Source organism: Belnapia arida, from assembly GCF_016773205.1.
Taxonomy (GTDB): Bacteria; Pseudomonadota; Alphaproteobacteria; order Acetobacterales; family Acetobacteraceae; genus Belnapia; species Belnapia arida.
On sequence record NZ_JAETWB010000003.1, the window covers coordinates 140,046 to 152,554 of the forward strand.

Below are 12,509 nucleotides of genomic sequence, written 5' to 3' on the forward strand. Positions count from 1 at the left end.
CGCTTCTGACAGGGCTAGAATTAGCAAACGCCGCCCCCCGTTCAAGAGGGGCGGCGTTCCGAAAAAGCGCAGGCGATGGAGCCGGGGCTTACTTCTTGCGGGCGCCGATGCCGGCGAACTTCTTGTTGAACTTCGCCACCTGGCCGCCGGTGTCCATCACGCGCTGCACGCCGGTCCAGGCCGGATGCGACTTCGGATCGATGTCGAGGCGGATGGTGTCACCTTCCTTCCCGTAGCAGGACCGGGTCGTGTAGGTGGTCCCGTCAGTCATGACGATGGTGATATCGTGGTAGTCGGGATGGATGTCGGACTTCATGGCGCGCTCGCGGGATAAGGCGCAGCCGATACCGACCGGCCGCGGGAAGCGGCGCGTATAGGGGATGCCGCCGCGCGGCGCAACCTCACCGCCGCCCGTGCCGGCCTCTGCCGAAATGGCCACCGCCGTGGAAACCTCGGTGGAAGCCACCCCGGCCGATCAGCCCGCCGCGGTAATGGCCGCGGTGGCCGCCCCACCAAAAGCCGCGGCGGATGCCAATTGCGGGCCCGGTCCAGGACCAGGGATAGGGATCGTAGCTGGCATAGGTTTCGAGGGGCGGAACCCAGGGCAGTTCCTCCGGCCCCCAGGGCGGACCGTGCTCCCACTCGTGGGCGGCCAGAATCTGGGGATTGGGCAAGGGGGTAGCGGACCGGCTGGCGCATCCCGCCAGGCCGGCCAGCAGCAGCGCCATAGCTGCGTGCTTCAGGACCATGGCGGGGCCTGTGGCGTGCGCCTCATCCGGGCGCCATTTCCCCGCGCTCGATCACGTAGGTAGCCTGGACGAGGGGGCGCAGCAGTTCCGGGTTGCTCTCTGTGATGAGGATGGCGACGTCGGGCAGCGCCTGGCGGAGCCGGGCCAAGGCCTCGGCGTAGCGAAGGGCAAGGGCCGGCGCGAGGCCCTGGAAGGGCTCGTCCAACAGCACCGCCCTGGTGCCGATCATCAGCGCCCGGCCGAGCGCCACCATCTTCCCCTGTCCGCCCGAGAGCCCCGCGGCGCGGCGCGGCGCGAGGTCGCGCAGCTCCGGCAGCAGGGTGAAAACCGCCTCCAGCCGCCGCGCCACCTCGGCTGTGGGCAGGCGGAGGACCTGGGCCGGCAGCAGCATGTTCTCCTGCACCGAGAAGCTGCCGAAGAGCCGCCGCTCCTCCGGGGCATAGCCGATGCCGAGCCGGGCGCGGTGATGGGCGGGCACCGCCGTCGCCTCCTGCCCGTCGATGATGATGCGGCCGTCGCGGGCGGGCACCAGGCCCATCAGCGTGCGAAGCGTCGTCGTCTTGCCGGCGCCGTTGCGGCCGATGAGCGCCACTCGGCCACCGGGCGGCACCGCGAGCGAGACGCCGCGGAGGACGGGGATGCCGGCGATGTCGGCGGAAACGCCCGAAAGCTCAAGCATTGGCCGCGATCCCGATCACCTCGCGCCGCACCTTGGGGTCCGCCAGCACCTCGCCGGGCGGGCCGAGGGCGGCGATGCGGCCTTGGCTCCAGACCGCGACGCGGTCGGCGAAGCGGGCGACCACATCCATATCGTGCTCGACGAAGACGGCCGTGACGCCGGTGCTGCGCAGGACCCGCACCAACGTCTCGACGATCACCATCTTCTCGGCCGCGGCCACGCCGCTGGTCGGCTCGTCCATCAGCAGCAGGCTTGGCTCGAGCGCCACGGCCATGGCGATGTCGGCCAGCTTGCGGGCGCCCTCGTTCAGCGCATCGGCCCGGGATTCGGCGACGGCCCGGAGGCCGAAGCGGTCCAGCAGGTCCATGGCCTCGTCACGCCAGCGCGGGCGGAGCAAGGGCGTAAAGGGGGACCAGATCCCCCGCCGGGCGGCGATGGCCAGCGCCGCATTCTCCAGCACCGTATGCTCGGAGAAGAGCTGCGGCAGCTGGAAGCTGCGGCCGATGCCGCGCCGGACGATGGCGCGCGGCGACAGGCCGAGGATGGGCTTGCCGTCGAATTCGATCCGCCCGGCCTGGGGGCGGAGATAGCCCGTCGTCATGTTGATGAAGGTGGTCTTGCCCGCCCCGTTCGGCCCGATGATGGCGAGGAACTCGCCATGCCGGACATCGAGGTCGATGCCGTCCGCCGCCTTGACGCCGCCGAAGGCGAGGCGGAGGCCCTTTGCAGAGAGCAGCACCTGGCTCATGCCCGCCACCGCCGCGAGAGCAGGCCCCAGACGCCACCCGGGGCAAAGAGGATTACCACCAGCAGCACTCCGCCGAGGATCATCTGCCAGGCATCGGCGACGGCGGCCGCGGCATAGACCCGCACCAGTTCGAAGGCCGTGGCGCCTAGGAAGGGCCCCAGCGCGCTGCCCGCCCCGCCGAGGATGGCGATGAAGACCAACTCGCCGGAGGCCGTCCAATAGGCGATCTGCGGCGTGACGTGCCGCGTCGTCATGGCGACGAGGGCGCCGCCGACGCCGCCCATCAGCGCCGAGAGCACATAGGCGAAGAGCAGCACGCGGCGGGCCGGCACGCCCATGAATTCCAGCCGCGTCTCCCGCGTCTTGATGCCCGCCAGCGCCCGGCCCATAGGCGAGGCGAGATAGAAGCGGACCAGCAAGCCGAAGAGGATGGCAAGCCCGAGCGCGATGCCGAAGACGATCCACTCCTGCGTGCCGCGCTCCGGCTCGGTACCGGCGAAGCTGAGGGCGGCGACGCGGATGCCGTCGGTGCCCTTGGTGATGGCGTAGAGCTTCTCCAGCAGCGAATAGAGCACCATGGCGAAGGCCAGGTTCAGCATGCCGAAGAAGATGTCGCGGTACCGCACCAGGAAGAGGCCGATGACGAGGCCGAAGCCTGCAGCGATGAGTGCCGCGGCGGGCAGCAGCAGCAGGACCTCGTCCTCCATGGGCGCGAGGAAGGCCATGGTATAGGCGCCGAGTGCGAGGAACATCGAATGGCCGAAGCTCACCTGCCCGGCCCGCAGCAGGAGCAGGATGCCGAGCACGGCAATGCCCTTGGCCAGCGCGATGGTCAGGACGAATTTCAGCCAGGGCACCGCCCAGGCGCAAACGACGAGGGCGAGGGCGCCGAGCGCGGCGAGCAGGCTCTCGCGCTTCATACCCGCCGGGTCTCGATCACGCCGAACAGCCCCTGCGGCCGGACCAGCAGCACCGCCACCATGATGAGATAGGGCACCACCACCTCGAATTCCGGGGCGAAATAGACGGCGATACTGCGACCAAGGCCGATCAGCAGCGCGGTCAGCGCGGCGCCCTCGATCTGGCCGAGCCCCGCCGTCGCCACCACGGCGAAGGAGAGCACGATGGTCTGCGCCCCGATGCCGGGCACCAGCGCCAGGGTCGGCGAGGCGAGCGCCCCGCCGAGCGCCGCGAGCCCGGCGCCGAAGCTGAAGGTCAGCAGGGTGATCCGCGCGGCGTCGATCCCCATGGCCGTCGCCGCCTCCTTGTCGGTCGTCACGGCGACGATGACGCGGCCGGTCAGCGTGCGCCGCAGGAACCAGGCAAGGCCGAGCAGCGTCACCAGCGCGATGCCGGGCAGGACGAAGAGCTGGTAGGCAGTGAAGGGGATGACATCCTCGCCGAAGGGGATGTCGACCGTGCCGAGGAACCTCAGCGGCGCATCCTGCGAGACCGGCTGCACGCCCCAGACCAGCTTCTGCACATCCTCGAGGATCATGAAGAGGGCGAAGGTGACGAGGAGCTGCAGCACGTCCTCATGGCCATAGATGCGGCGCAGCAGCAGCCGCTCGATCAGCGGGCCGAGCACGGCGCCGATGGCGACGGCCGCCAGCACCAGCGCGACATAGCCCATCCAGGGTGGCAGGCCGCGCGCGGCGAAGAAGAGGCCGATGGACGCCGCCGTATAGGCGCCGATGGCGAAGAGGCTGCCATGCGCCACGTTGACGATGCGCAGCACGCCGAAGACGAGATTCAGCCCAACCGCCACCATGAAAACCAGCGCCGCATTGGCAAGGCCATCCAGCAGCGCGAGGCCGAGGAGCAGGCTGTTCTCGGCGAACCAGGTTCCCATCAGCCGGCGATCGGCGCCGGGATCTGGCTGAGGAAGTCGGGCGTCAGCGATTTCAGCCAGTCGACGCTCTTCCGCCCGACCGGGGTCGAGACCATGGCGGCGGGGAAGAGGATCATGTCCTTCGGCACGGCGAAGGGGTACTGCGTGTTGAAGCTGCTGATCCCGACGATCTGGTCCTCAAGCCCCTGGCCGTCCTCGCGGAGGGTGATGCTGGAGGTGGGGGTGTCAAAGGTAAGGCCGCGGAAGGCGGCTGCCAGCTCGGCATCATTCGGCCAGCCGCCGCCCTTGGCCGCGATGGCCTTGGCATAGGCCGCCTGCGTCGCCGAGATGGCCTGCGCCATGTGGTGGCAGGGATAGATCGGGTATTCGTTGTACTTCGCCCGATAGGCATCGACGAAGCGCTTCAGCCGCGCCGGGTCCTTCGGCGAGGGGTGGTTGTTCCAGTGGTCGCCGCGGGTGCCGATGATGTGCCCGGCCGCCATGGTGCGGCCGAGGATCGGAAGCGAGGGCTCGCAGACCGGCAGGACGAAGGTCGAGCGGTCGAAGAGCCGCCGCTCGGCGGATTGCCGGAGCAGGGTGACGAGGTCGCCGCCCCAGCTGGTGGAGAGGATCACGTCCGGCCGCGCCGCCAGCAGCCGCGTCACCTCCGTGCTGTAGTCGGTGGCGCCGAAGCGGGGGAACATCTCCGCCACCACGCGGACGCCGGGCTTGAGGACGTCCATCGCCGACTTCCACAGCTCCCAGCTGTCGCGGCCCCAGGCGTAGTCCTGGTTGATGACGGCAAGCGTCCGGAAGTCCGGCTTGTGCTTCAGCAAATAGAGCAGCGGCGCCAGCACCTCCGGCGTGCCGTAGCCCTGGGTGCGGAAGGCATAGGGGTGCTGACCCTCTTCGAAGATGCGCTGCGTGCCGCAATCCCAGAGGACCGTCGTCTTCTTCATCTCGTCCGAGAGCGGCGTGCAGGCGAGGCAGGAGCCGGAGGAGATGGAGGCGAAGATGAGCTGCACGCCCTCGTTCTGCACGAGGCGACGGAACTCGCCGACGAGATGGTCGGTGCCCGGCGCCTCGTCGACGAAGATCGGCCGCAGCGGCACGCCGCCGATGCCGCCCGCCTTGTTCACCTCCTCGAAGAGCAGCTCCGCCGCCTGCTTCGCCGGTACGCCGAAGACGCTGGCCGAGCCGGAGAGGAAGGTGGTGATGCCGACCCGCAGCTCGCTCGGCTTGCCCTGCGCCTTCGCGCCGCTGCCGGCGAAGAGCAGGCTTCCGGCGGTGGCACCGGCGCCGAGCATGGCGGCGCGACGGGTGACGGCTTCGGTCATGGCAACTGGTCCTCCCTGGGGCGCCCGCCTTGCCCGGGCTTCCGCGCATCCTGCCGGGCGATGCGGAAGGAGGGAAGGGCCCTCCTCACTCATTGGCCTTCGAAATGTTCCAGTAGACCGGCACCGGCGCGTCGAGGATGCCGGCGAGGCGCGCCGAATAACCCCGCACCAGGCTGAACTGCCCGAGCGGCACATAGGGTACACTCTCCAACGCGCCCGCATGGTAGGCGGCCGCCGCGGCCCGGCGCGAATCGGCATCCGGCGCGGCAAGGAAGGCATCGCGCAGCCGCTCCATCTGCGCGTCGCAGGGCCAGCCGGGCAGATCCGTACGCTCGCAGGCGGAGCGCATGGCATTGTGCCCGGCCGGGTTCATCGCATCGAGGCCGGAGGGCGCCGAGACGAAGAGGTTCCAGCCCTGCGGCCCGGGATTGCGCGACAGGCGCCGCTGCACCAGCGTCGCCCAGTCCATCGCCTGCACGTCGACGGTGAGGCCCGCTTGCTTCAGCAGGTCGGCCGAGACGAGGGCGAGGGTGTGGCTGATGGTGCTGTCCTGCGCGTCGAGCACCACCACCGGCGTGCCGTCATAGCCGCTGGCGGCGACGAGCCGCCGCGCCTCGGCGAGGTCGGGCGTCACCCAGCCCGCCTCGGTGTGGTAGGGGCTGCCGCAGACATAGAAGGAGCGGCAGTCGCGCCAGAGCGACGGGTCGCCCAGATAGGCCGGCAGCACCTTGGCCGGGTCGACCAGATGCAGCATGGCCTGCCGCAGGCGCGGGTTGTCGAAGGGCGGCACGGCCTGGTTCATGCGGAAGATCGGCTGCACGCCGACAGTGTCCTGCGGCCCAAGCCGCAGGCTGCGGTTGCGCCGCACGACGGGGAAGAGGTCGGGCGGCAGTTCCTCGAAGATGTCGATCTCGCCGGAGACGAGCGCATTGAGCGCCGTCTGCGCATCCGGCAGGTAGACCCACTCCACGCGCTCCACGCCGGCCCGCTTGCCGCCGGCCAGCCCGTCCGGCGGCTCGGCGCGCGGCACGTAGCCGGGGTTGCGGCGATAAGTGACGCGGTCGCCGGCGCGCCAGTCCTCGCGCCTGAGAGTGAAGGGGCCGGAGCCGGTCGGGTCGGTGATCGGCGTCGCGGCGGGCGTGGCGGCGACCCGCGCCGGCATGATGAAGGCAGGCTGGCCGGAAGGCTTGGCAAGCGCCTCCAGCATCAGGCCGAAGGGCGATTTCAGCGTGATGCGAAAGGCATCCGGCGCGGTCGGCTCGATCGCCGTCGCCAAGCCCATGAGCTGCTGGCCGAGCCCGTCGCGCACCGCCCAGCGGCGCAGGCTGGCGACCACGTCCTCGGCGGTGACCGGCGCGCCGTCATGGAAGCGCAGCCGCTCGCGCAAGGTGAAGTCCCAGCTCAGCCCGTCGGCGGAGGTGGTCCAGAGCGCCACCATCTGCGGCTGCGGCCGCAGCTTGGAATCGAGGGCGAAGAGCGTGTCGTAGACCATGTAGCCATGGTTGCGCGCCATGTATTCGGGGCTGATGAAGGGGTCGATGGAGCGCAGGTCGCCGAACAGCTTGACGCGCAGCGCGTTTGGGTCGCCCCGTCCCTGCGCGGCGGCCTCCAGCGCCGGCAGCAGCAGGGCCGCCGCCAGCAAGGCGATGATGTGGCGCATCGGCCGTCTCCTCCCAGGTTTTCGTTGCGGCCAGGATGCCCTAGCCTTGCCGGCGTGAACATCCTCTCGATCCAGTCCTGGGTGGCCTATGGCCATGTCGGCAACGCCAGCGCGGCCTTTCCCCTGCAGCGGCTCGGGGCCGAGGTCTGGGCGGTCAACACCGTGCAGTTCTCCAATCATCCGGGGCATGGCGCCTTCCGCGGCACGGTCTTCCCGGCAAGCCTGATCCGCGACTGCGTGCAGGGCATCGAGGAGCGCGGCGTGCTGCCGGCCTGCGATGCTGTGCTCTCCGGCTATATCGGCGATGCGGAGACGGGCGAGGCGGTGCTCGATGCCGTCGCCCGGGTAAAATCCGCCAACCCCGCCGCGCTCTACTGCTGCGACCCGGTGATCGGCGACGATGGCCGCGTCTATGTCCGGCCCGGCATCGCCGAGCTGCTGCGCGACCATGCGCTGCCGCTCGCCGATCTCGCCACGCCCAACCAGTTCGAGCTGGAATGGCTCACTGGCGGCACGGTCGGCACGCTGGCGGCGGCCAAGGCGGCCATCGTCGCCTTGCAGGCGCGTGGGCCGCGCTGCGTGATGGTGACGAGCCTTCGCACCGAGGAGACGCCGGCGGATTGCGTCGATCTGCTGGTCGGCGAGGGCGGGCGCTTCTGGCGGCTGCGGACGCCGCGGCTCGAGCAGTCCTTCAACGGCGCGGGGGATGCGATCGCGGCGCTGTTCCTCTTCCACCGGCTGCGCGGCGAGGCGGCGGGGGCGATGGCGGCGGCCGCCTCCTCCATCCATGGCCTGCTGCGGCGGACGATGGAGGCCGGCTCGCGCGAGTTGCTGACCGTCACGGCGCAGGAGGAATTCGTCCGCCCGTCCCGCTGGTTCGAGCCGGAGGGCGTGTAGCCCGCCGGTCAGGCGCCGATGAAGGCAGTCGGCAGCCCGGCCGCATCGCCACGCAGGGTGAAGAGGCGCGTCCCCGGCTTCCGCCCCGTCCGCAGCGGCGAGACGGGCAGGCCCGCCGCCCCGAGCCGCGCATGGCTGGCGGCGACATCGGGCACGCGCCAGGTGAGGCCCCAGAGGCTGTCGGGGCCGTCGCCGATCCCGCCCTTCAGCTCATGCGACACCTCGATCACCAGATCGCCGCAGCGGAAGAAGAGCAGCCGCGTGCCCCAATCCGGGTTGCTGCGGTCAAGCCGCAGTTCCAGCCCCAGCCTGCCGCCCAGCAGGGCAAGCGTCCGCTCCGGGTCGGTGCTGCGGACGACGGCATGGTCGAGCCGGATGGCGGAGGCTGCGTCCCCGACCGGCCCTGCCGCGGTCAGCCTGAAGTGGAGACCGCGGGCGGCGGCCGGGTCCAGCGGCCAGGCCTGCGCCTCCTGCCAGGGTTGTGCCGGGCTGCCCGGCAGGCCACGGCGTTCCAGGAGGCGGAGCGCGCTCTCCGCCTCCGTCACGGCGAAGGCGAGGCCCGTCGGCGCCTCGCCTTCGGCCAGGACGAGGCCGACATTGGCGAGGGCGAAGCGCGCCCGGGATTCGCTCCTCGCGGCAGGCGCGCGCTCGAACAGCAGCTCATAGGCCGCAATGACCGCATCGAGCCGCGGTACGGCGAGGATGACGTGGTCGAGGCCGAGGATGGGGCCGGCGGCTCCCGGTGCCATCCGACCTCAGCCCCGGACCAGCGGGCAGCCGCCCTCGGCGAGCGGCCGCATCGCCTCCTCGGCCTCGATGGTGCCGGCGAGGCGGTAGAGGTCCCACTCGCGCCGCACCTCGGCGGGCGGCTTGACTTCGAAGAGATAGACGGGGTGGATCTTGCGGCCGTCCTCGCGCACCCGGCCGGGACCGAAGCAGTCGTCATCGGTCGGCAGCGCCTTCATCCGCGCGATGGTGGCGCGGCCGGAGGCCTTGGCCCCGGCCGGGCCCATGGCGGCGGCGGCCTTCAGGTAGTGGGTCACGGCCGAATAGGCGCCGGCATGGTTGGTGCTCGGGTAGATGTTGGGCGGCATCCTCGGCAGCGCCCGCCGCGTGAAGGCGCGGGTGCGGTCGTTGAGGTCCCAGTAGAAGGGCTCGGTCAGCATCAGGCCCTGCGCCGCCTCGGCCCCCATCGCCCGGACATCGCCGAGCAGGCAGAGCAGGCCGACCAGCTTCATCCGCCGCGTCAGGCCGAACTCGTGCGCCTGCTTCACGCAGTTGACGGTGTCCGTCCCGGCATTCGCGAGGCCAAGCACCTTGGCGCGCGAGGCCTGGGCCTGCAGCAGGAAGGAGGAATAGTCGGTGGTCTGCGGGAAGGGGTAGCGCGACTGGCCGAGCACCTTGCCGCCGGCCGATTCCACCGCGCGCGCCGTATCGCGTTGCAGAGCATGGCCGAAGGCATAGTCGGCGGTGAGGAAGAACCAGCTGTCGCCGCCCGCCCTGACGGCCGCGGTGCCGGCGCCATGCGCCAGCATCCAGGTGTCGTAGGTCCAATGCACATGGTTCGGGCTGCAGCGCGGGCCGTGCAGATCGGCGGTGGCCGGGCCGGTGGCGAGGAAGACCTTGTCCTTCTCCCGCGCCAGGTCGGCGACGGCGAGGGCGATGGCGGAGTTGTTCACCTCGAGGATCGCATCCACCCCGTCGCGGTCGTACCACTGCCGGGCGATGGCGGCGCCGACATCCGGCTTGTGCTGGTGGTCGGCATGGACGACCTCGACCTGGAGCGGCAGGCCGGCATCCTCGATCGCCTGCCGCACGCAGGCCATGGTGCCGAGGCCGGAGAGGTCACGATAGGGGCCGGACAGGTCGCCGAGGATGCCGAGGCGCAGCGCCGGGGTGGATTGGGCACGGGCCGCGCCGGCCCCGGCCAGCGCGCCGCAGGCCGCCAGGATGTCCCGCCGGGTGTTGAGCATTGTCGTGTCTTCCTCCCATCCCTCGCCGACAACCTTGCGCCTTCGGCCCGAAGGCGCAATGGGCTGCGCCGCTCAGCGGGGGCGGAAGCCTTCCATCACCCGCAGCACATCCGGGCGGAGCACGGCCCAGTCCGCCTCGGGCGCCGAGGCGATCAGCAGGTAGCTCCGCTCCCGCCCGTAGAGGCAGACGGCGCGGACCGTCAGCGCCTGCCGGCTGCCGATGCCCATGGCCCGGGTCTCGATGGCGGTGCCGGGGAGGTTGGCGAGTTCGACACTCTCCTCCGCCGGAAAGCCGGCGAAGTGGAAGGGGCGGAAGGCGCGGAGCATCGCCGCCAGATGGCCCGGGCGGCTCGCCGGCGGCACCGGGCGTTGGACGCGGATCAGCACCATCCCCGTCTCCGGTGCCTCGCGGCTGGGCGCACGGTCGCGCAGGATGGTCCAGCCAAGGACGCGGCCGGTGAGGCGGAGATGCTCGCCCTCCGTCACCTGGAAGGGCAGGGCGGCGGCGAAGAGGAGGTGGCGTCGCTTCATGGTCTGCAGGCCGAGCCTAGCCTTGGCGCGAAGGGTTGCCCATCATGCCCGACATCACCGGGAGATGATGGATGAAAGCCTTCCTGCTTGCCGTGGCGCTCGCGGCCGGCCTTGCCCCGCTCGCCGCCGAAGCCCAGCCGCAGAGCGCCGGGCCGACCCTGGCCGCGGTGCGGCAGCGGGACCTGCTGGTCTGCGGCACATCGACGGGTGCGGCCGGCTTCTCCCTGCCCGACAGCCGCGGCGAGTACCGGGGCCTCGACAACGATCTCTGCCGGGCGCTGGCCGGCGCCGTGCTCGGCGATGCGGCGAAGATCCGCTGGGTGCCGCTGACCACCACGGCGCGGCTGCCGGCGCTGCAATCCGGGCAGATCGACGTGCTGATCCGCACCGTCACCTGGACCCAGTCGCGCGACACGGCGAACGGGCTGAACTTCACCGGGGTCAGCTTCTATGACGGGCAGGGCTTCCTGCTGCGGACCTCGCTCGGCCTCAAATCCGCGCTGGAGCTGGTCGGCGCCTCGATCTGCGTCGTCGCCGGCAGCACCAACGAGCTGAACCTGACCGATTGGGCGCGCACGAACAAGATCGACTACCGCCCCGTGGTCTTCGAGCAGAATGACGAGGCGCGGCGCAGCTACCTGGCAGGGCGCTGCGACGCCTACAGCACGGATGCGAGCCAGCTCGCCGGCCTCCGCGCCTCCTTCCCGCATCCGGAGGAGCATGTGATCCTCCCCGAGATCATCAGCAAGGAACCGCATTCGCCGGTGGTGCGCCACGGCGACGACCAGTGGTTCGACATCGTCCGCTGGAGCTTCTTCGCCTTGCTGACGGCCGAGGAGCTTGGCATCACCCAGGCGAATGTCGACAGCTTCCTCACCAGCCAGAATCCCGAGGTGCGGCGGCTGCTCGGCCTCGTCGGCGACCATGGGCCGTTGATGGGGCTCGACCGGCGCTGGGCCTATTGGGCGATCAAGGCGGCGGGCAATTACGGCGAGATCTTCGAGCGCAACCTCGGCATGGCCACCACGGTCGGGCTGCGGCGCGGGCTGAACGACCTGTGGACGCGGGGCGGGCTGATGTACGCACCGCCCATCCGGTAATCAGGGCAGCGCCACCGGCGGCGCCACCAGCCAGGCCGTCACCGGGAAGGCGAAGGTGGCGATCAGCGTCGAGAACAGCACCACGGCGGAGACCTCGTCGGTCGCCGCCTGATTGCGCTGGGCGAGGACGAAGGCATTGGTCGCGGTCGGCATCGCCGCCAGCAGCACGCCGGACTGAACCCAGACCGGGGCAAGGCCGAGCGCCTGCCCAAGCACCAGCCAGACCACCAACGGATAGAGCAGCAGCTTCGCCGCGACCGCCCCGCTCGCCACGGCCAGCAGCCGCCGGTCGATGCGAAGGCGGGCGAGGGTGCCGCCGAGGGCGAAGAGCGCCGTCGGCCCCGCCGCGCCGCCGAGGAAGCCGAGGAAGCGCTCGACCGGCCCCGGCAGCGGAATCGCCGCCGCGCCGAGCAGCGCCCCGCCGCCGATCGACAGCAGGACCGGGTTGCGGATGAGAATGCGGCCGACCCGCCCCATGGTGCGGAGCCCGGATCCCGGCGCCATCAGCACCGAGCCGAGCGCCAGCACCACCGCCACCTCGGACATGATCGACATGGCGATGGGCCCGGCCCCGCGCTCGCCGAGCAGCGGCAGCAGCAGGGGCGGGCCGAGATAGCCGACATTGCCCATGGCCGCCGCAGCCCCGATCGCCGCCGCCGGGGCGCGTCGGCGGAAGGGCAGGGCCGCCGCCATCACCAGCGCGAAGACGGCGAGGCAGGCGCCGAGATAGCCGAGGAAGAAGCCGGGGTCGAAGCTGCGGCCGAGCGGCTGGGACGCCATCAGCCGCAGCAGCAGCGCCGGCAGGGCGAAAAGGAAGGAGAAGCTGCCGACGGCATCGACCATGGCGGGGGTGATCGCGCCGCGCCACGCTGCGGCCCATCCGACGCCGATGACGGCGAAGATGGGCAGGCAGAGGGCGAGGAAGGAGATCACGCCCCCACCATAACGGCAGCGGCGCGGCAGGGAAGCTTGCCGCGCCTGCCCGGCCGCGCTTCCCTGGCGGA

At 71.0% G+C, this 12,509-nt stretch carries 14 protein-coding genes; 2 read left to right on the plus strand and 12 right to left on the minus strand.

Going from position 1 to position 12,509, the window contains the following annotated elements; genetic code table 11:
- Positions 1–88: 88 nt before the first annotated feature.
- The 8 genes from rpmE to JMJ56_RS10400 all read right to left on the minus strand — a co-directional run bounded on the left by rpmE (position 89) and on the right by JMJ56_RS10400 (position 7,004).
- Positions 89–316: a 50S ribosomal protein L31 gene (gene rpmE / locus JMJ56_RS10365; protein WP_202831800.1), complete on the minus strand. Its 228-nt coding sequence runs from the start codon at positions 314–316 to the stop codon at positions 89–91.
- 85 nt (positions 317–401) lie between these two features.
- Entirely contained in the window at positions 402–749 is a 348-nt protein-coding gene (locus JMJ56_RS10370; protein ID WP_202831552.1) for a hypothetical protein, read from the minus strand.
- A gap of 22 nt (positions 750–771) precedes the next feature.
- On the minus strand, positions 772–1,428 hold the full coding sequence (locus tag JMJ56_RS10375; RefSeq protein WP_202831553.1) for an ABC transporter ATP-binding protein: 657 nt from the start codon (positions 1,426–1,428) through the stop codon (positions 772–774).
- A complete protein-coding gene (locus JMJ56_RS10380) occupies positions 1,421–2,176 on the minus strand; it encodes an ABC transporter ATP-binding protein (RefSeq protein WP_202831554.1) in 756 nt (251 codons plus the stop codon). The genes JMJ56_RS10375 and JMJ56_RS10380 overlap by 8 nt, the downstream gene beginning before the upstream one ends.
- Positions 2,173–3,096, minus strand: a complete 924-nt coding sequence (locus JMJ56_RS10385; protein ID WP_202831555.1) for a branched-chain amino acid ABC transporter permease — start codon at positions 3,094–3,096, stop codon at positions 2,173–2,175. The genes JMJ56_RS10380 and JMJ56_RS10385 overlap by 4 nt, the downstream gene beginning before the upstream one ends.
- Positions 3,093–4,028 carry a branched-chain amino acid ABC transporter permease gene (locus JMJ56_RS10390; RefSeq protein WP_202831556.1) on the minus strand — a complete coding sequence of 312 codons (936 nt, stop codon included), beginning with the start codon at positions 4,026–4,028 and terminating at the stop codon, positions 3,093–3,095. The genes JMJ56_RS10385 and JMJ56_RS10390 overlap by 4 nt, the downstream gene beginning before the upstream one ends.
- Entirely contained in the window at positions 4,028–5,344 is a 1,317-nt protein-coding gene (locus tag JMJ56_RS10395; RefSeq protein WP_236037635.1) for an ABC transporter substrate-binding protein, read from the minus strand. The genes JMJ56_RS10390 and JMJ56_RS10395 overlap by 1 nt, the downstream gene beginning before the upstream one ends.
- A gap of 85 nt (positions 5,345–5,429) precedes the next feature.
- Positions 5,430–7,004, minus strand: a complete 1,575-nt coding sequence (locus JMJ56_RS10400; RefSeq protein ID WP_202831557.1) for an ABC transporter substrate-binding protein — start codon at positions 7,002–7,004, stop codon at positions 5,430–5,432.
- 54 nt (positions 7,005–7,058) lie between these two features.
- Between JMJ56_RS10400 and pdxY the strand changes: the two genes are divergently transcribed.
- Positions 7,059–7,901: a pyridoxal kinase PdxY gene (gene pdxY, locus JMJ56_RS10405; protein ID WP_202831558.1), complete on the plus strand. Its 843-nt coding sequence runs from the start codon at positions 7,059–7,061 to the stop codon at positions 7,899–7,901.
- 8 nt (positions 7,902–7,909) lie between these two features.
- Here the strand turns inward: pdxY and JMJ56_RS10410 are convergent, their stop codons facing one another.
- From JMJ56_RS10410 to JMJ56_RS10420, 3 genes are all read right to left on the minus strand, one after another.
- Positions 7,910–8,650, minus strand: a complete 741-nt coding sequence (locus JMJ56_RS10410; protein WP_202831559.1) for a VOC family protein — start codon at positions 8,648–8,650, stop codon at positions 7,910–7,912.
- Positions 8,651–8,656: 6 nt separating this feature from the next.
- Entirely contained in the window at positions 8,657–9,874 is a 1,218-nt protein-coding gene (locus tag JMJ56_RS10415; RefSeq protein WP_202831560.1) for an ABC transporter substrate-binding protein, read from the minus strand.
- A gap of 72 nt (positions 9,875–9,946) precedes the next feature.
- The gene (locus JMJ56_RS10420; RefSeq protein ID WP_202831561.1) at positions 9,947–10,405 is read right to left on the minus strand and encodes a hypothetical protein; all 459 of its coding nucleotides are present in this window, start codon (positions 10,403–10,405) and stop codon (positions 9,947–9,949) included.
- A 71-nt stretch (positions 10,406–10,476) separates the two neighbouring features.
- Between JMJ56_RS10420 and JMJ56_RS10425 the strand changes: the two genes are divergently transcribed.
- Positions 10,477–11,505: an amino acid ABC transporter substrate-binding protein gene (locus JMJ56_RS10425; protein WP_202831562.1), complete on the plus strand. Its 1,029-nt coding sequence runs from the start codon at positions 10,477–10,479 to the stop codon at positions 11,503–11,505.
- Here JMJ56_RS10425 and JMJ56_RS10430 read toward each other — a convergent pair whose 3' ends face one another.
- A complete protein-coding gene (locus JMJ56_RS10430) occupies positions 11,506–12,438 on the minus strand; it encodes an AEC family transporter (protein ID WP_202831563.1) in 933 nt (310 codons plus the stop codon).
- Positions 12,439–12,509: the final 71 nt, after the last annotated feature.